This window comes from Colwellia sp. (assembly GCF_013214175.1).
GTDB lineage: Bacteria > Pseudomonadota > Gammaproteobacteria > Enterobacterales > Alteromonadaceae > Colwellia.
Genome location: NZ_JABSPA010000002.1, coordinates 47,539 through 67,495 on the forward strand (window position 1 = coordinate 47,539; position 19,957 = coordinate 67,495).

A 19,957-nucleotide genomic window follows, 5' to 3' on the forward strand; every position below is an offset into this window, starting at 1 on the left:
ATGAAACTCCCTAGATTAGCGATAGATAATGCCCCATTCACTATAACTATTATATTGTTACTGGTTTTGGTCGGTGTGCTTTCCTATTTAAATATGCCTCGCTCAGAAGATCCACAGTTTGATTTACCGGTCACCTTAATTGAGGTGGTTTATCCAGGCGCTTCACCCAGTGATATTGAAACATTAGTGGTTGATCCTTTGGAACAAGAAATTGCTGATATTGAAAATATTAAAAAAATTGAGGCCAAAATCCATAATGGCGCGGTAAGGATTACCATAGACTTTCTTTATGGCACAGATGCCGAAGCGGCATTTAATAAAGTTAAGCAGGCGGTATCAACGGTAAGGCCTAACTTACCTAGTGGTATTGCGGAATTATTAGTCTTAAAAGCAACACCAAGCAGTGTGGCCATAATGCAGTTGGCTTTGTGGTCAGAGCCAACCGATTACAAAACTATGGAGTTGCATGCCAAGTTACTAGAAAAACGCCTTGAAACTATAGCCAGTGTGCGCAAGGCAAGTATATGGGGCTATCCGCGGCAAATTGTGGCAATAGATATTGATCTGGCGTTATTGAAATATTATGGCTTAGCGCTTATTGATATTAATCAAATTCTTCAGGGTCGAGCATTGAACATTACCCCTGGATTTGTTGATGCGGGTACCCGGCGCTTTAATGTCAAAGCCAGTGGCAATTTCACTCAACTGGTTGATATTGAAAATACTATTATTAGTAGCAGCAATATAGCCAATGCTAATGGTGTATTGACAGTTAAAGATATTGCTAGTGTCAGTTTTGCTAGCGCAGAGCCGAGCTATTTAGCTTATTTTGATGATATACCAGCGATATTTATCACGGTGGAGCAGCGAGAGAAAACCAATATATTTGTTTTAACCGAACAAATAAACCAAGAAATAGAGCTATTTCAACAGAATTTACCAAGCGGCCTAAAATTGGCCAAATTATTTCAACAAGCCGACAGTGTTAACGTTCGTGTAAATGGTTTTTTTGATAACTTAACACAAGGGTTAGTGATTGTAGGTTTGATGGCCTTATTGTTTTTAGGCTTCCGAGAAGCGTTAGTGGTGATACTTGCTATTCCAATTTCATTTTTGATGGCTATAGGTTGGTTGGATTTTAGTGGTTATGGCTTACAACAAATGTCCATAGTCGGTTTAATAATAGCTTTAGGCTTATTGGTTGATAACGCAATTGTGGTTACTGAGAGTATTCATAGAGAAAAGAAACTTGGTAAGGATATCAAGCAAGCGGCAGCAAGTGGTACCAGTAAAGTTGCTTGGGCCATAGCTAGCGGCACAATTACTACCATGTTGGCTTTTTTACCTATGCTAATGATCCAAAGTAATACCGGTGATTTTATTCGCTCAATGCCGGTAACTGTAGTGTTAGTACTACTTGCCTCGTTATTCGTGGCATTAACCTTAACACCGCTTTTAGCCAGTAAGTTGCTGGTTGTTATTGACCAAGGAGCTAAACCGAAAGCATTAAAAATACAGACCTTACAACATTATGCCAATATATTTGCTGAAAAAAGCTATCGTAATACTTTAAAGGTATTGATACGGCACAAAATAGCCGTTGTTATTGTTAGCTTGGTTGCTTTAATGGCCATGTTTTCTCTGTTTGGCCAAGTAGGTGTTAGCTTATTCCCTAAAGCAGAAAAACCTATGTTGTTAATTGATGTCACAACACCGGCAAATTCATCGCTGGCCTATACCGATGAGGTTCTTCAGCAAGTACGTCAGCATGTTAAGCAATATGCTTTAGTTGATAAAGTAGCACTTAATATCGGTAATGCTAACCCACGTATTTATTATAATGAGGTGCCGAAACGTGGCATGATTCGTTTTGGCCAAGCATTGTTAGTGTTAAAGGCTTATCAAGCCGATGAAGTAACCGCTTTAGTAAAAAACCTACGTGATGATTTTTCTCACTGGCAACAGGCGGAAATAACCGTTAAAGAGTTTACTCAAGGACCCGTGACCGACCAAGTTATTGCTATTCGGCTGCTAAGTGAATCTTTGCCTGATTTAGAGCAAGTTGCTAATGATTTAGCGGCGAAAATGCGACAGTTATCAGGGGTGGTAAACATTGATAATCCGATCGGTATGGCAAATACCGAGTTAGTGCTTACTATTGATTATCAACAAGCTTCACTCAGCGGCGTTAGTATTGAACGATTAGATAATACCATTAGTACCATTTTATCGGGTACTACCATAGGTCAGTTTAATGATAATAACGGTGAAGACTATCCTATTATGATTCGTCGAAAAATCCCCACTATTGAGAGTTTATCAGCAATAGAAATTAGTAATAACCAAGGCGTAGCTATTCCCCTTGAACAATTAGCCACTATGGAGCTAAAAAAAGGTGGCAGTGACTTTTTTCATTATCAAAAACTACGCATGGCCAAAGTATCTGCCGATGTTGAAACCGGTTATTCTGTCGGTGACATCACCAAAGAATTAGTGGCTTACCTTGAGTTGTATGACTTACCTAAGGGCATGTACTTCACTTTAGGCGGTGAAGAAGAGTCACGACAAAAAACTTTTGCTGGGTTGACACAAGTCATGCTGATAACAGCGATGGGAATATTTGCGGTATTAGTGTTGCAATTTAAATCGATTTTACAGCCGCTGATTATTTTTAGCTCAATTCCATTTGCCATGGCTGGCTCTATTATAGGCTTATATTTAACGGGCTTATCTTTCTCTATGATGGCTTTTGTTGGTTTGATTAGTTTATTTGGTATTGTGGTAAACAATGCCATTATTTTGATTGATACCACCAATGCTAATTTACGCTCTGGTTTAGATAAACACTCGGCAATATTACAGGCTAGTGCGGTGCGTTTTACGCCTATATTGCTAACCACGTTAACGACTATTGGTGGTTTAATTCCATTAACTTTATTTGGTGGCGGTTTATGGCAACCACTTGGTGTGGTGTTAATTTCTGGCTTATGTATTTCTGCTATTTCTAGTTTCTTGTTGGTGCCTATTTTAACTGAGCTGTTTACCAAGGAGGTAGAGCAGAAGCTATCGAACTAAGTTGCTTTGTTGTTAAAAGGAAGTTAAGAAAGCCAATACAAAAAAGTAAATTCATATATAATCATTGCCAATCCTGCAAAGGCATCACTATGGCTAGTTATTATTTTTCTACGAATACAATACAGTGACTAATTAATACCGCAGCTAAAAATTCAGGTAAATATATATGGAAGTAATTGGTACCTCAGGCTATTTTTTAGCAGCTTGTGCTTATGCTGTTTTTATTTTATTACTGTTAGCGGCACGAAATAAAACCCTCGCCGGTGGTTTAGTCTTATTAGCCGCACTTTTAGTTTTTTCATCATCGCTTAGCGCCGCACTACAACCCACACAAGGTTTTTCATTACTTATTGTTCTCGGCATAGAAACCTTAAAGTTAGCGGCTTGGTCGCTATTAATTATTTGCACACAAGCCAATATAACCTCAGTTAAAGCCTTTGTTACTGACCAGAAAATCAAGCAGTATCTACAAATTTGGGCAGGTTTATCAGTACTCTGCTGGGGAGCTGCATTATTTATTCCTGATAGCGTTAAGCTTTTATTCTCATTATTTTTATTACTTAATTTGTGGCTACTAGTCTTACTTGAGCAGTTATATAGAAATGCCGATGTTAAAGTAAAATGGGCTCTATGGTCATTGATCATTGCCCTAGGTATGGCAACAGTGTTTGATTTTGTGCTTTTTGCTCAGGCAGCCATGGTTAACCAATTAGACTTTTCTTACTGGTATGCCCGTGGCTTCATTACGGCGTTAGGTATGCCGTTAATATTGGTCAGTACTCGACGGATAAAAGACTGGTCAGTGGATGTTTTTGTCTCCCGTGAAATGGTTTTCTATAGCTCTATGTTATTAATCTCAGGGGTATACTTATTGTTATTAGCCATAGCTGGCTATGCGATTAATTTTTTTGGTGGTACTTGGGGAGATGTAATTAGTATCGCCTTTATTCTTTTAGGCGGTAGTGTTTTAGCGGCACTATTAATTACTGAGAGGTTACGTCGAGAAGTTAAAGTATTTATCACCAAACACTTTTTTGCTAATAAATATGATTATCGAATTGAGTGGCTTAAATCAATAGAGCAACTCGAAATTGGCGCAAGTGATGATTACTATCATACCGCTACTCATATTATTTGTTCATCTTTGAATATCGAGCAAGGGGCATTAGTTAAAAAAGTATCGAGTGGCAATTATCAGTGCCTTTACCAAAAAAACTATCGACTCGAGCAAGAGGATTTAAACTGTTTAGTTACAGTTGACGAATTTTGTCAACAACATGGTTGGATTATTGATGTCCGAGAGCTAGCTGTTGTTGAGCAAAGTTACCCTGGCTTATCGTTAGATGCACAATTATGTCGACAAAAGCACATTGATATAATCATTCCAATCTTTATGAATAAATCAGTGTATGGTTTTTTTTTATTGGCCATGCCAGCAGAGCAAGGGTTACTAAATTGGGAAGACCGGGACTTACTTTTTTCCATCTCTAGGCAACTCAGTAACTACCTGTCACTTAATGAAGCCAATGAACGTATAGCTGAGTCTAAGCAGTTTGACGCTTTTAATCGCATGTCAGCTTTTTTAGTGCATGACTTAAAAAATATTCAAGCGCAGCTGTCGTTAATTAATAGTAATGCGAAACGTCATCGAGATAACCCAGCTTTTATTGATGATGTCTTTGAAACTGTTGCCTCGGCAACAGGACGGCTAGATAAAGTACTGACCCAGTTGCGCAATAAACAACTGGTGGAGTCAAGTAAGAAAAATACCGATGTACAGGCGTTAATCATGGCGGTAGTGGAGCAACGTAATGTACAGATGCCGCATATTAGCGTGCAATTATCCCTAGAAAGTAGGATCTCTATTGATGAAGAGACACTTTCTTCTGTATTAAATCATCTATTACAAAACGCACAAGAAGCGACAAACGATAATGGCTGGGTTAAGATAATTGCACAGATGATGGCAAATGAGTTACATATTGAAATTATTGATAACGGTTGTGGTATGTCAGTAGATTTCATCGCTAATCGCCTATTTAAGCCCTTCGATACTACTAAGGGCAATGCTGGTATGGGCATTGGTGTTTATGAAGCGAAACAGTTCATTGAGAGCGTGAACGGCACCATGCAGGTAACCAGCCAGGAAAATGAAGGTAGTCATTTTAAAATCGTTATACCCTGTAAAGCGCTTTAAAAATTATAGATATTTAAAAATAAAGGAAATAGCATTGCGATGGAAAAGTTACTGATTGTTGATGATGATCTCGGTATACAAAAACAATTGAAATGGAGCCTAGCTGATTACGAAGTAATATTAGCGGATACCCGTGAGAGTGCTATTGCCGCCGTGAGACGCCATGAACCTAAAGTAGTCACTTTAGATTTAGGTTTACCGCCAGACCCCGCCAATGCCAGCGAAGGCTTGGCAACGTTAAGAGAAATACTAGCGCTTGCCCCACATACTAAAGTTATTGTTATTACCGGTAATGATGACCGAAGCAATGCCCTTAAAGCCATAGAAATGGGCGCTTATGATTTTTATCAAAAACCGGTTGATGGCGATGTAATTAATGTCATTGTTTCTCGTGCTTTTAGCTTAGCTACCATAGAAACAGATAACCGCAGTATGAAATCAATAGTAGGCTGTGACACAGGTATTATTGGTAGTAGTGAAAGTATTGATAGATTACGCCTTATGGTGCAACGTATTGCTCCTACTCAAATCACCGCGTTATTACTGGGTGAAAGTGGTACCGGTAAAGAGGTCGCGGCCAAAGCTATTCATAAAGTGAGTGATCGTAGTGATAAACCTTTTATTGCCATTAACTGTGCTTCTATCCCTGAAAACTTATTAGAAAGTGAATTGTTTGGCTTTGAAAAAGGTGCTTTTACTGGGGCTCACAAAACCACCTTAGGAAAAATAGAATGTGCTCAAGGCGGGACGTTATTTTTAGATGAAATAGGTGATATGCCTTATCACTTACAAGCTAAATTGTTACGTTTCTTACAAGAAAAAATCATAGAGCGCTTAGGCGGTCGTAAAGAAATACCGGTTGATGTTCGTGTTATTTGTGCAACCAACCAAAACCTAGAAAGTATGGTGGCGGAGAAAACCTTCCGTGAAGACCTTTTTTACCGTATTACTGAAATCACTCTGAATATTCCACCACTGCGTGATCGAGAAGAAGATGTGCTTATTTTAGCTAACTTCTTTTTACAGCAATACGCTGGCGAGTATAAGCGTAGTGTTAAATCATTTGCCGATGATGCCTTATATGGTCTGAGGCATCATAAGTGGCCGGGTAATATTCGAGAATTACAAAACAAAGTAAAATCATCGGTTATCATGAGTACAGGTAGCCAAGTGACTGCGTTTGATTTAGGCTTTTTTGATAAAGAAAATGCTGAGTATGAACTGTCGCTAAATTTACGTGCGGTTCGTGAACAAGCAGAAACCATCGCTATACAAAATGCTTATGCTTTGACGGAAGGAAATATGTCGAAAACGTCGGAGTTATTGGGAATAACTAGACCGACGCTGTATTCATTAATTGAAAAATACAAAATTGCCATTAATACTTAAGTTATTAATATTTATGGAAAGACAATTAGCCACTGATAATTATTTATTATCAGTGGCTTTACTTTGTAGTTCGGCGAATTCACGGCTCTTTTGTTTTAAAAGCTTATCTATATAGCGGGTCATTTTAACTTTTTGTTGAATCGAGCCTTCTAATATTTCCTCTACTTCTCGTAAAACATTTTTTATATTCTCAACGTGTTCAGTTGAGTTGATGACAAAGGGCTTACTTTCATTTTCTAGGGTTGCGCCATTAAGGGAGCCGGTTAATTCAACAGACATTTCCTTCGCTACCTCATTAATGACTTTACAATTAATGTGACTCAACTCTTCGAGGAAACCGAACAATAGCAGCCTATCAACAAAAATATTTATTTTTCTCGGTACACCGAGCGTTTTTTCAAAAATAAGCTGAAAGGCATCATCAGTAAATAAAGCTTCTTTATTACAATTGGCCTGCGCTAACCTGTGATTAATATAATCTTTAACTTCTTCAACACTAAGGGGCTTTAAATGAGCCGAGGCAATAATACGCTGTCTAAATTGCTCCATGTCAGGTGCAGAAATAATGGTTTTTAACTCTTCCTGACCTAATAAGAAGCTTTGAATAAGCGGCTTATTATCTAGTTGGAAATTAGAGAGCATACGTAATTCTTCAACGGTTTCTGCCGGCAAATTTTGTGCTTCATCAACAAGTAATAAAGCACGTTTACCTTGCTTATTTAAGCCGATAAGAAACTGTTCAATACTTCGTAGTGTATCAGCCTTACTGTTACCAGTGACTGTGATTTTAAACTCAGCAGCAACAAGCTCAAGTAACTCATTAGGAGATAAATTTGTGGTAACCAATTGAGCCGCGACAATATTTTCATCAGCAATATTTGCTAGTAAATTACGGGCAATCGTTGTTTTCCCTGTGCCAATAGGGCCAGTGATAACAATAAAGCCTTCACCTTGATCTAAGCCGTATTGTAAATATGATAAAGCCCGTTGATGATGACTGGTAGCAAAGAAAAACCGAGGGTCAGGACTTAACTGGAAAGGCCGTTCACTAAAGCCATAGTAACTTTCATACATATTAGAAATCTTTTGTTAAATTAATGGAAGCACGGGCTTCAGTGTAAGTGTAGCGTTCAAAATTTGATTGTCTGTCAAGGTATTGTAAGGTTATAAATGCATAGAGAGATGACGCTAAGCTTCTATTATAAGTTGTCGAAAATGTTTTATAGATATCCTCTTGTCGAGGACCTTCAGGTCTATCTTTGTCAAAAGTATTTTTACGGTAATCAAGATAAACAGTAACATTACTTTTAGGACTTATACGGCGAGTGACACTAAAGCGCGCATCAAGGTAATCATCAATAATACCCGATTTTAAGCTTTCACGCTCGCGATTCGAAAGGTTTAGGCTAAAAGTAGTGCGCGCTAAGGTTAATTTCGATTGCCATGCTAGACGTTTGTTCAAACTAAATTCGTTACTTTCAACAAGTTTGAATGTATTGACAGGTAGGTTTTGATAATCACTGGTATCATCAGGAATCTCCCCTATAGGTAAGCAGTTATTAATGTCAGTGGTATCACTTGGACACCATATTTCACTATCAACTTGCTGGTAGTTATTACGATCGAACACCTCAATGGTTTCATGATAAGAAATACTATTGGTTAGACGTCTCGTTTGATGTGAAAAATCAAACTTATAAGAGTCACCAAAAAATCGTTTAGAATAGCCTGCTTTAAATGATGTTCGAGCAGATAGTTGCCAGTCAATATCGGCAGCAATGTAGTCATCATTTTCTTGACTATCATCGCGTACGTAATTATACGACAGGTCAATAATGAAATGTTTTGCGGCTTGGTATCGCAAACCAGGCCCCCAAGAAGGAATTCCTTTAGAGTTGTTCTCTGCGAAAGTACCGGTAACTCTTTCATTATAAAAGCGGAAAAAAGGGTTGATTTTGTAGGGGGTAATGGTGCCTATTTTAGTTTCTAACTGATAGTTTTCACTGGTAAAACCGCCATTATCTCTGTTTGAGAAGGAGCCATCAACCTGCCAAAAAAAATAACGAGCAGCATTACCGTTTTCACTATTGAGTATTGCGGTGTAGCCATTGCTTTCCCCTATACTGTCTTCAGTGTCAACTATACTGTAAGTTATTGAAGAGTATATGTAATAATCACTATTTATACTGTTATATTCCAGTCCAGCATCATGACTACGACGTTGTACTGTATCCGCAGTAATTAAATCCGAGATACTATTATTAGTATCATTTGTATTAACATTGGTTATTAATGAGTTAGCTATTACTGTTAGATTATCTTGCCACAGTGAATATGAGGAATTAGCTTGTAATGTTTGGTAATCATCATTCAGATCACTATCATGGCTATAGCCCACCAGCGTTTCTGTACCAGTAAATGAAAATTGTAATTTTCTTGAGCTAAAGTTAGCATCCGCAGCAATAATGAACTGACTTACTAGACTCGTTTGTTTATCTAATTGATTCAGTTCAATATTATCAGTATAGGTTTCGGTGAGTCCTAGACTGGGATCAAAGCGCCATTCACCTGCTATTGAGTTGGCGGATAAAAATAAGCCAGCTAGAGCGAGGCAATGTATTGGTGACAGAATATTACTGGTTTTTTCTGCCATAGCCATATCCATAATAGCCATAGATATCCTTTTTAGATCTAATGGTTTTATTCATTACTAAGCCTATAGCAATATCGTTATTTAACTGACTTACCGCTGTTTTAACATCATCTGTTTTAGTTTTTGATTCTTCAACCACTATAAGCGCTTGGCCAACAAGATCGGATAATACTGGCGTTTCTGTAACGCCGAGGATTGGCGGACAGTCAAAAATAACGATTCGGTCGGGGTAACGTTCAGCTAGTTCTTTTGCTAAGCTCTCCATACGCTCACTGGCCAATAACTCATTGGTTAAATGGTGTGGTTTACCGGCAGGAATCAGTTTTAAGTTTTCAATATTAGTACTATAAATAATATCGGAAAGCGATGTCACCTCAGCTAATAAGTATTCGAGTAAGCCTTTTTTACTATCAAACTCTAATTCTCTGTGCAAACTAGGCCTTAGTACATCAGCATCAATTAGCAGTACTGTCTTATCCTGCTCTAGGGCAATACTTAATGCTAAGTTAATGGCTATATAGGTTTTTCCTTCATTAGGATGAGAGCTGGTCACCATAATCAAGTTGCTATTGTGTAGTGTTTTTGATGCTAAGCCAAAAGCATTGTTTAACAATTTTCGTTTAATATGGCGAAATTCTTCTTGAATATGATGAGCGCTATCTGGGCTATAAATAAAGCCGCGCTCATTTAACCTATCACCATTTAAAATTATTTTATCTTTATTACAGCTCTCTTTGTTGTTAACTGGTTCGCTTGTTTCAGGAACTGACGTGCTAGTTGTCTTGGAAACAATAGCCTCATTTTCCACTTCATGTTCAGTGATGTTAGTAATTTTTTCTTGCTGAGCTAATTTTTGTTTAGCCAGGGCTTTTTCAATAGTACTCATGGCTAAAAGATCCTTTTCAATGGAGCCTGTACGAGGTCAGGAAATAAAAAATAACTAACAAACATCACTAAAATAGATAGTAATAACAGGTTAGAACAGACAAAAATCAAGGTTTTCTTTTGATGCCACTTATGTAAACCTAAGTTTTCATTCGCTGAGATTACCCCGAAAATAGGCACTCCGGTGGCTTTTGATAATTGAGCTGTCGAGGTTGCTACTGGGTTTAATTGACTCATTAATAAAGATAAAGCAATGCCGACACCAAAACCTATTACTGTGACAAAGGCAAATAAGACATAACGTTTAGGACCGGACGGCTTGCTTGCAATACGCGGTGGATCTAAAGTACGAAATTGAATTTTATCTGTTGTTTCATCTGCTTGTTGAGCTAGTTGCGCGGTTTCTTTACGTGATAATAACTGTTCGTATTTTTCTTTGGTAATAGAGTAACCACGGTTTAGGGCGACTAATTCTGCTTCTATTTCAGGTATAGTATGTACACTACTTTCAAGTTCAATAATACGCTGGCGGTAATTATCAGCTCTGACATTGAGCGAAGCAATCAAGTTTTCCAATTGGTTAACTTGTATTTGTACTTCTTGAATAACCGGATTAGCACTTAATCGGTTTAAGCTGCCACTATTTTCACTATTTTGCTCGAGGTAGTTGTCTATTTCAGCACTGCGCAATTTATTTAAGTGCGCTAAATTTCGGCTTACTTCAATGACATCTGGATGTCTGTCGGTATAACGTAGTTTTAAGGTATCAAGCTGTACTTCGAGTTCAGTAATACGGTTATCGTAAGTGGTTTGAATAGAGCTATCACTTTTTATTTTATTAGCACTGTTGGGATTGGTAACTATTGACTGTGTAAGTTGTTTATTAGCGGATGCTAAACGCGTTTTATTTTCCAGAATATCTAATTCAATAGATTTTAACTGCTCCCTACTGTTGTTCAACTTTATGTAATATCCGCCCGACTGATTAGGTAGGATCCCACTATACTTTTGTTTAAAGCTAGTGAGTCTAGCTTCAGCATCACTTAATCTGTTTTCATAATCTCTAATTTGAGTATTTATAAATTTTTGCGCACTATCAGAGTCACTGCGGGTTTCTCCCAAGGTGTTTTCAATAAAAACAGTTAACGCTGCGCGAACGATATTCCTCGCCATTTCGGGGTCTTTATCTTCAATACTCAGGGTATAAATATTTTCTCGACCAACCCCAGATATTTTGATGTTATTTTTTAATGATTTAATTATTTTCTCATATTCTTCACTATTACTTGCTTGAACATCAAGGTCGGTCATACGCGATATACGTTCTAAATTAGGGCGGCTTAATAGCGTTTTAACCATTAGGCGAATTTGAGTATTCGGATTAGTTTCAACAGTTAATCCTTTTAATAATGGACGTAATAATGATTGTGTATCAACATAAACCCTTGCTTCTGATTCATATACATCGGGCATAGATGAAACAAAATACCAACCAAGCGGACAAATAAGCCAAGTTGCTATGATGATATAACGACGTTTTAACCAAATTCCTTTTAGATAATCAATTATCTCTTCAAATATTTCTTGCATTACTACCCTTTAATTGTCCGCTAATTTGAGATGTTGTTAATGATGACAGTTTTAAAACCATGCCTCAGGAATGATAATAATATCACCAGGTAACATATCAACATTTGCACTTATCTCTCCATCTTTAAGTAATTGATCTATCATAACTTGATATTGCTTTTGCTTACCATCTTCAATACGTATCAATACCGCATCATTACCATCGGCAAACTCAGTTAAGCCACCGACTTGGATCATAACATCCAGTAAAGTCATATGCTGAGTATAATTAATTGCCCGCGGTTGCGCTGCTTCACCGATAACACGGATTTGCTCACTAAAAGGACCGACAAAATTTGCTACTGTAACCGTAACAATAGGGTCGCGCAGGTAAGTTGCTAATATTTCTTCAATTGAGCGGGCTAGTTCAGTTGGGGTTTTACCTGATACCTTGATATCTTCAACTAACGATGTGGTAATCATGCCATCGGGTCTAACAACAAAAGAGCCGGATACTTCGGGGTTTCGCCAAACAAAAATATTAAGCACATCACCTGAGCCTATTAAGTATTTATACGAATTTATATTAATAGTATTTGATGAGTGCAAGGTTGCGCTAGGAAGTGTACTGTGTGAACTACAGCCTGAAAGAAAAGTTGCTAGCAATAGCAGGCCAACTTTTAAGTTGTTGGCAAAGCGATTATCCATAATTTACACCTTTTATTAAATACAATTTAATTAGAAAATAATGATTAATTGTATGATATTTTACCTTACTTTAACAACGTAAATTAACAAGTGTAAATTAAACGTTAACTTTAGTGTGTTTTTTGTTAGAATTAGAGCTGTTTTTGTTGGAAGGTACTTGCAGTTTAGCAGCTATCAATTAAAGGGAATCTAGTCGGTTATGTCTAGTTCGAAGTTTCGTGATTTATCAGCAGGAAGTAAGTCTTTAATTCTCATAGAGCAGATCCTATTCGCTGGCTCTCTGTTTTTAGCTGTTCATTTGAATGGCTTATTTAAAGTTGTTGAGTTTCAGTTGATTCCAGATGGTTTCTTATTGCTATATGCGGTTATCTTCGCACTACTTAATCAATTAAGTGCTTTAGCATTAGGTTTATATAACTCAAAACTGAGAGAAAGCTTTCGCGGTATTTTCCGTCGCATGTTGATGTGTGTATCAGTGGCTTTTTTTGCTGCAACCATAATCAATCCCTTTTATGGGCCTTATCATCTGCCCATTGAATTATTGGCTATCGCCTCATTGGTTAGTGTTTTCCTGATAAGTTGCTTTCGCTACTTTACCTTTAAGGTCGATTTTTTTGGCTTTGGCAAACGAAATATTTTAGTGCTAGGCACGGGTGAACGAGCATCAATAATTGAAAAGCGTATGCGACGTGATGTCGATAGGCAAGATTTCACCGTCCATGGTTTTATCGTTATGGTAGGGGATACACCTGACGGAATTAAACGTGAAACACGTATTAATCTAACTGAGTCATTGGTGGAGTACTCCTTAGCTCATGAAATTGACGAAATTGTCGTCGCCAATGATGAACGCCGTAATAATTTACCCGTTGATGAACTTTTTGCTTGTAAAATTCGTGGTATCGAAATAACCGAAATATTAGATTTTATCGAACGTGAAACCGGGCAAATAGCGGTAAACCTTATTTATCCAAGTTGGGTTATTTATTCCAACGGCTTTGCTTCTAATAATCACTTGCGCAATACCTTAGATTGGATTTTTAATGCAGCAATGGCAGTGGTTTTATTGTTAGTTACTTGGCCAATTATGCTTATTGCTGTGTTATGTATGAAACTCACCGAAGGCTTTAATGCTCCGGTACTTTATCGGCAAGAGCGTGTTGGTTTAGACGGTGAACCCTTTAATATTATTAAATTTCGTAGTATGCGTTTAGATGCAGAAAAGCATGGCGCACAAATGGCTAGTGAAAATGATAGTCGTATTACCAAAGTTGGCCAATATTTACGTAAATACCGTATTGATGAATTGCCACAAATTTGGAATGTACTCCATGGCGATATGGGTTTTGTTGGTCCAAGACCTGAGCGGCCACAATTTGTGCAAGGCTTAATTAAAAATCTGCCTTATTATAACGAACGTCATAATGTTAAACCGGGTTTAACGGGGTGGGCACAATTGAAATACCCTTACGGGGCAACAGAGGCTGATTCACTAGAAAAGTTAAAGTATGACCTTTATTACATTAAGCACCGTAGTTTTTTATTGGATTTACTAATATTAATTAGAACCGTTGAAATTGTATTATTTGGCAAAGGGCGCTAATTAAGATGTCAGTAGTAAATAAAGCCAGTCAATTACCAGAAAAACAAGTGTTAACGGTTGATGTAGAAGATTACTTTCATGTCTCTGCCTTTGAAAAGGTTATTAATAAGTCAGATTGGCAAAGCTTAGAAATGCGCGTAGAGCGTAATACCTATCGTTTACTCGAGTTATTTGAGCAAAAACAAGCCAAGTGTACTTTTTTTACGCTCGGTTGGGTTGCGGAGCGCTGTCCTAATTTAATTAAAGCCATTGTTGAACAAGGGCATGAGCTGGCTAGCCACGGCTTTGCTCATCAACGGGCGACGATCATGACACCCGATGAATTTCGCGCTGATGTTAGTAAAAGCAAACAAATACTTGAAGATACTTCAGGGCAAGCGATTATAGGCTATAGGGCGCCGAGTTTCTCCTTTAACGATAGTAATATTTGGGTTTATGAAATTCTGGCTGAGTTGGGTTTTGACTACAGCTCTAGTACCTATCCGATTGAACATGATTTATATGGCGTGCCTGATTGGCCACGCTTCAAATACCAGCGTCCGGAAGGGATTTTAGAAATTCCTGTACCGACAGTACGTAAAAACGATCGTAATACCGGCATAGGTGGCGGCGGTTATTTCCGTCTTTATCCTTACTTTTTATCTAAAAGGCGAATTGATAACTACTTAAGTACAGAGCAGCAGCCTTATAGCTTTTACTTTCATCCTTGGGAGATAGACCCAGAGCAACCTCGGGTAGCTGGCGCTTCAGTTAAATCAAGACTTCGTCACTACTTAAATTTATCCCGTATGGAAGCTAAAGTTGTGCGCTTATTAGAGGATTACCAATGGGATACAATGAAAAGTGTTTACTTGGATAAATAGCTAAAACGCTAAACGGAGATAAGGCTTTTATGGTATTAATCATAAAGTTAAATAACAAGAGAATGGATACTTGAATACTATTTATAATACCAGCACTGATACAGCTTCTAATACTAATGTTGCAATTAAACAGCTAACCTCCGCTGACTTTGAACAGTGGGATCTCTATGTCAAAAACCATTCGCAAGGTAGCTTTTTTCACTTAAGTGGCTGGCAACAGGTTATCTCAAAAAGCTTTAACCATGATTGCTATTTTTTGTTTATAGAGCTTGATGGCAATATTGCCGGTGTTCTACCTTTAGTAGAAGTTAAAAGTAAATTATTTGGTCACGCGCTCATCTCAACGCCTTTTTGTGTTTATGGCGGCGCTATTGCCGATACTCCAGCTCTTGTACGCCAACTGGAACAAGAGGCTTGCCAGTTAGCCGAAAAGCTTTCCGTTGATTATTTAGAATTAAGATATCAAGAAAAGCAGGATTCGGAGTTATTGCTTAAACAAGCGCATAGTAGTTTTGCTTGTGAATTGGCCGATGACAATGAACAAATCCTAGCAAATATTAAGAAAAAACAGCGTGCCGTTATTCGTCATTCCCTTAAAAATGAACTGAGTTTCTCCCTCAAACAAGGAAAAGCGAATTTTCATGACTTTTATCAACTATTGTCAACCAGCTATCGCAACTTAGGTACGCCTATATTTAGCCAGGACTATTTTACTAACTTAGTTGAGTTTTTTGGCGACAATGTTGACATCGCTGTCATCAAAAACAAAGATAATCAGCCTTCAAGTGCAGTGATGAATTTTTATTTTAATGGACAAGTGTTACCTTATTATGGCGGCGGTAATGACAGTGCTCGAGCCTTGAAAAGTGCAGATTTTATGTATTATCAAGTGATGTGTAATGCCAGTGAACGAGGCTATCGTAGCTATGACTTTGGTCGCAGTAAAAATGATAGTGGCCCCTACAAATATAAGAAAAACTGGGGCATGCAGCCTAAGTCACTGTATTACTATTACCACCTAGTTAATGTCGATGAATTACCTAACTTAAGTCCTAACAATCCAAAATATAAGTTGTTTATTCAGCTTTGGCAGAAATTACCGTTAAAAGTAAGCCAAATTGTTGGTCCATTTTTATCTAAGTTTTTGGGGTAATTGCCATGACCCTTGCTAGTCAGCCAGTTCAACTCGATGTAAGTCTAATAAAAAAAGAGCCTTTACTGTTTCTTTGTCATCGAATACCTTTCCCGCCTAATAAGGGCGATAAAATACGTTCATTTAATATTCTAAAAAAATTAAGTGAACATTATGACGTGCATTTGGGTTGTTTTATCGATGACCCATTTGATAAGCAATATGTGGCAACCTTGGCTAAATATTGTGTTGCAGTGTTTCATTTAGATCAGCATAAAATACTGGCAAAAATTAAAGGCTTAACAGGCTTTATAACGAATCAGCCAATTACTCTACCTTATTATTTTGATAAACGTATGCAGCAATGGACTAATAGAACACTTACTGAGCATAATATTAGTAAGGTTTTTATTTATTCTTCTTCTATGGCGCAGTACGTGCAAAGCAAGCCCGGTAAAGATGATGAGTATCAAGTATTAGAGCGTGTGATTGACTTTGTTGATGTCGATTCTGATAAATGGCGTCAATACGCGAATAAAAAAACCGGAATTGCTAAGTGGTTTTTTAATCGTGAATATAAGTTATTAGCGAAAGAAGAAAACTCAATTAGTGCCCAATTTACTCATAGCTTATTTGTTTCAGCGGATGAAGCACAACTATTTAGGGATAGTCAGCCACAAGCGCAACAAGCCAAAGTACATGGTTTACTTAATGGGGTAGATGTTATTTTTTTTAACCCTGCAGTCACATTTTCTGAAGAAAGCTTAGTCCCTCAGGTACCCTTTATTAGTTTTACTGGTGCTATGGATTATTGGGCAAATGTTGATGCCGTGTTGTGGTTTGTTGAACATGTTTGGCCATCAATTTTAGCCAAGCAACCCGATGCTATTTTTTGCATTGTTGGTGGTAACCCAAGTAGTGAAGTGAGTGCTTTAGCTAAAAAGAAAGGTATTGTTGTTACGGGTCGTGTACATGATGTACGGCCTTTTATAGAGCAAGCTCAATGCGTGGTCGCGCCATTACAAATTGCCCGTGGCATTCAAAATAAAGTATTAGAAGCTATGTCTCTTAATAAAGCCATTGTTGTCACAACGATGGCGATGGCTGGCATTAATGCCCAGCAATCTGATGGTGTCATCATCACCGATGATAGTAATGCATACGCACAAGCTTGTTTAGCATTACTCGATGAGCAGCCAAAGGTTTTAACAAATAGACAGTGGATTTTAGATCACTTTACTTGGCAGCAAACTTTACAGCCATTAATGAATTATTTTACAGCTAAGGAAAGTCATTGATGAAGATAACCGATAAACGATTTTTGGCGACCTTTTCATTACTCATTCTTACTTGGGCACTGGTTTATCAAGATGCTTTAGTGGGAATGGAAGCAATATGGTCAAGGTCGGATACTTTTGCCCATGGCTACTTTATCTTACCGATTAGCTTATGGCTTTTATGGCAAGATAAAGAAAACTTGCTACAAAGCAAGGTGCAAGCGAGTTGGTTGCCATTGCCTTTACTGGCCGTATCCTTGTTTGTAGGCTTATTCGCTTATGCTGCAGATATTAATGTCTTGAGCCAGTTATCTGCGGTTACTTCACTGATTTTTCTACTTTGGCTGCTTATTGGTAACAAACTAGCATGGCATTATAAATTCCCATTAGCCTATTTATTGTTTGCCGTGCCTATGGGGGAGAACCTTATTCCCTGGCTGCAAGACGTAACCGCATGGTTTACCGTGTTCTTCTTGAAGTTAAATGGCATACCGGTTTACGTTGATGGCTTATATATTCAAATACCTACTGGTATGTTTGAAGTGGCGGTTGCCTGTTCGGGTATTCGTTACTTAATCGCTTCTGCGGCGGTTGGCGCTCTATATGGGCACTTAACCTATCAAAAAATTCATAAACAAGTCATCTTTTTTATCTTTGCTTTGTGTTTACCTATTTTAGCTAATGGTATGCGCGCATACGGCATAGTGGCAATTGCCTATTATTCAGATATGGAGTACGCCACCGGCGCTGATCATTTGATTTATGGTTGGTTGTTTTTTGGTTTAGTCATTATGTTGATGTTCTGGATTGGTGGCTTTTTTGCTGATAAAGAGAAAAGTAGTGCCCTCACGCAGTCAAGTGAAGTTAAAAGCAATAACAACACTAAAGCTAGTTTTGGGTATTTATACAAGGTATCTGTAGTTTTTCCGTTATTTTTATTGGCTTTTTACCTGCTGCAATCCATTCCTATAATTTCAGCTGCTAGTATGGACAATGATGAAACGCTAGTCTCTTCTTGGGGGATTTCTTTTTCTGGTGCGCTAGAGAAAACTCAAATAAGTGATAATGAAGGTGTCGAACTTTTTCATGCTGTGTATGGTAATAAACAAACTAAAGGAGAGATGATCTCCTGGGAAAATGTCACTCATGACCATGATAAATGGACAGTCGTGAGCGCTGAAGAGTTATCAATCGCTGATAAACCAGTAATGTTGGTACATCTACGTAGTGTCAATGGCCAACCAAGAAGTTATTTATATCAATATAAAGTTGGTGATTTCTACACGGTTAATGAAAATAAAGCCAAATTAATGCAAGCATGGAATAGCTTAACTCGTCAGTCAGATATTAGTGAAGTTAGAGCTGTTTCTTTCGCGGGACAAATAGATGTGTCCGTTGCTGAAGATAAGCTTACTATGGCATTTATACAGGCGAATTTTTCTGAATTCTCGCGTGAATATCTACTAAAGGCAACCGTTAGCTATGCTAGATAAGGATAAAGCCCCAGTAATAGTGCACCTTATCTATCGTTTAGATATCGGCGGTTTAGAGCGAGTGATGCTTAATTGTATTAATCAGATGCAGGGTGAAAAATTTCAGCATGTCATTATATCTTTAACTGATGCTAATAATTTTGCCCAAGCTGAAAATACTCATATTGAAGTTTTTTGTTTAGGTAAAAAGCAGGGTAGTGATCTTGGTATTCACTTTAAACTACTTAAGCTTTTAAGAAAAATAAAGCCTGCAATATTACATACTTATAACCTCCCAACCATTGAGTACCATCCAATTTCCTGGTTAGCGGGTGTTAAAGGTCATATCCATGCCGAACATGGACGTGACATTGGCGATCCACAAGGCTTAAATAAAAAACATAATTTTTTACGAAAATTGATGGCGAACTTTATACAGCGGTATGTCTGTGTAAGTGAAGACTTACATCAATGGTTAATAAGTACTGTCGGCATATCTCAGCGTAAAGCCTTACTTATTCAAAACGGTATCAATACCGATCGTTTTAACCTGCCAAAAACTTTTAACAAAGAAAACACCAAGCAGCTACGCTTTGCTATTGTCGCGCGTATCACGCCAGTAAAGGATCACCAAAATTTATTAAACGCCTTTGTCTTATTGCAAGAGCAAATAGGTAGCGCCAAAATGCCGCAACTTGCAATTGTCGGAGATGGTGAACAACGAGCACAATTAGAACAATACTGCCAAGATCATGCTTTAAGTACTGTAGAGTTTCTCGGTGCTCGTGATGATATAGAGCAGATATTATCGGAAACAGATGTTTTTGTTTTATCTTCAATTGCCGAAGGTATCCCTATGACCATCTTAGAAGCTATGTCGGGAAAAACTCCGATAGTTGCTACACGAGTGGGCGGTATTCCAGAAATCGTTGATGATGCTAAAGAGGGCTTCTTAGTTGAGAAAAGTAATCCAGCAGCTTTAGCAAATGGGTTACTACGCTATATCAATCAACCTGAATTAATTGTGAAGCATGGCGATAATGCCCGTGCCAAGGTATTGAAAAAGTTTAATGAAAAACACATGGTGCAAGCATACTTAGAACAGTATAAAGCACTAATTAAAGGATAATAAGA

General features: G+C 37.8%; 14 protein-coding genes. 9 read left to right on the forward strand and 5 right to left on the reverse strand.

What is annotated here, in order from left to right; genetic code table 11:
• The 3 genes from HRT55_RS03415 (at position 1) to prsR (ending at position 6,661) form a co-directional block, all read left to right on the forward strand.
• Complete coding sequence (locus HRT55_RS03415; protein WP_291618903.1) at positions 1-3,075, forward strand: efflux RND transporter permease subunit; 3,075 nt, start codon at positions 1-3, stop codon at positions 3,073-3,075.
• Positions 3,076-3,241: 166 nt separating this feature from the next.
• Positions 3,242-5,272 carry an XrtA/PEP-CTERM system histidine kinase PrsK gene (gene prsK / locus HRT55_RS03420; protein WP_291618905.1) on the forward strand — a complete coding sequence of 677 codons (2,031 nt, stop codon included), beginning with the start codon at positions 3,242-3,244 and terminating at the stop codon, positions 5,270-5,272.
• Between the two features lie 39 nt (positions 5,273-5,311).
• Complete coding sequence (prsR, locus tag HRT55_RS03425) at positions 5,312-6,661, forward strand: PEP-CTERM-box response regulator transcription factor (RefSeq protein ID WP_291618906.1); 1,350 nt, start codon at positions 5,312-5,314, stop codon at positions 6,659-6,661.
• A gap of 39 nt (positions 6,662-6,700) precedes the next feature.
• Here prsR and HRT55_RS03430 read toward each other — a convergent pair whose 3' ends face one another.
• Genes HRT55_RS03430 through HRT55_RS03450 form a run of 5 tightly spaced genes read right to left on the reverse strand, consistent with a single transcriptional unit; the run spans position 6,701 to position 12,476 of the window.
• Positions 6,701-7,735: an XrtA/PEP-CTERM system-associated ATPase gene (locus tag HRT55_RS03430; protein ID WP_291618908.1), complete on the reverse strand. Its 1,035-nt coding sequence runs from the start codon at positions 7,733-7,735 to the stop codon at positions 6,701-6,703.
• Between the two features lies 1 nt (position 7,736).
• Positions 7,737-9,335, reverse strand: coding sequence for a TIGR03016 family PEP-CTERM system-associated outer membrane protein (locus HRT55_RS03435; RefSeq protein ID WP_291618910.1), 1,599 nt, complete (start codon positions 9,333-9,335; stop codon positions 7,737-7,739).
• Positions 9,295-10,200 (reverse strand): XrtA-associated tyrosine autokinase, encoded by a 906-nt coding sequence (locus HRT55_RS03440; protein WP_291618912.1) that lies wholly within the window; start codon positions 10,198-10,200, stop codon positions 9,295-9,297. Before HRT55_RS03440 ends, HRT55_RS03435 begins: the two co-directional genes overlap by 41 nt.
• Positions 10,201-10,202: 2 nt before the next feature.
• Positions 10,203-11,789: an XrtA system polysaccharide chain length determinant gene (locus HRT55_RS03445; RefSeq protein WP_291618914.1), complete on the reverse strand. Its 1,587-nt coding sequence runs from the start codon at positions 11,787-11,789 to the stop codon at positions 10,203-10,205.
• A gap of 51 nt (positions 11,790-11,840) precedes the next feature.
• Complete coding sequence (locus tag HRT55_RS03450) at positions 11,841-12,476, reverse strand: XrtA/PEP-CTERM system exopolysaccharide export protein (RefSeq protein ID WP_291618916.1); 636 nt, start codon at positions 12,474-12,476, stop codon at positions 11,841-11,843.
• A 199-nt stretch (positions 12,477-12,675) separates the two neighbouring features.
• Here HRT55_RS03450 and HRT55_RS03455 point away from each other — a divergent pair, with 199 nt between their 5' ends.
• From HRT55_RS03455 to HRT55_RS03480, 6 genes are all read left to right on the forward strand, one after another.
• Positions 12,676-14,079 carry a TIGR03013 family XrtA/PEP-CTERM system glycosyltransferase gene (locus HRT55_RS03455; RefSeq protein WP_291618918.1) on the forward strand — a complete coding sequence of 468 codons (1,404 nt, stop codon included), beginning with the start codon at positions 12,676-12,678 and terminating at the stop codon, positions 14,077-14,079.
• Between the two features lie 5 nt (positions 14,080-14,084).
• Positions 14,085-14,942: an XrtA system polysaccharide deacetylase gene (locus HRT55_RS03460; RefSeq protein WP_291618920.1), complete on the forward strand. Its 858-nt coding sequence runs from the start codon at positions 14,085-14,087 to the stop codon at positions 14,940-14,942.
• A gap of 70 nt (positions 14,943-15,012) precedes the next feature.
• A complete protein-coding gene (locus HRT55_RS03465; protein ID WP_291618922.1) occupies positions 15,013-16,095 on the forward strand; it encodes a FemAB family XrtA/PEP-CTERM system-associated protein in 1,083 nt (360 codons plus the stop codon).
• Positions 16,096-16,100: 5 nt separating this feature from the next.
• Complete coding sequence (locus tag HRT55_RS03470; RefSeq protein WP_291618923.1) at positions 16,101-17,372, forward strand: TIGR03087 family PEP-CTERM/XrtA system glycosyltransferase; 1,272 nt, start codon at positions 16,101-16,103, stop codon at positions 17,370-17,372.
• Entirely contained in the window at positions 17,372-18,844 is a 1,473-nt protein-coding gene (gene xrtA, locus HRT55_RS03475; RefSeq protein ID WP_291618926.1) for an exosortase A, read from the forward strand. Before HRT55_RS03470 ends, xrtA begins: the two co-directional genes overlap by 1 nt.
• Positions 18,834-19,952 (forward strand): TIGR03088 family PEP-CTERM/XrtA system glycosyltransferase, encoded by a 1,119-nt coding sequence (locus tag HRT55_RS03480; RefSeq protein ID WP_291618928.1) that lies wholly within the window; start codon positions 18,834-18,836, stop codon positions 19,950-19,952. The genes xrtA and HRT55_RS03480 overlap by 11 nt, the downstream gene beginning before the upstream one ends.
• Positions 19,953-19,957 lie beyond the last annotated feature (5 nt).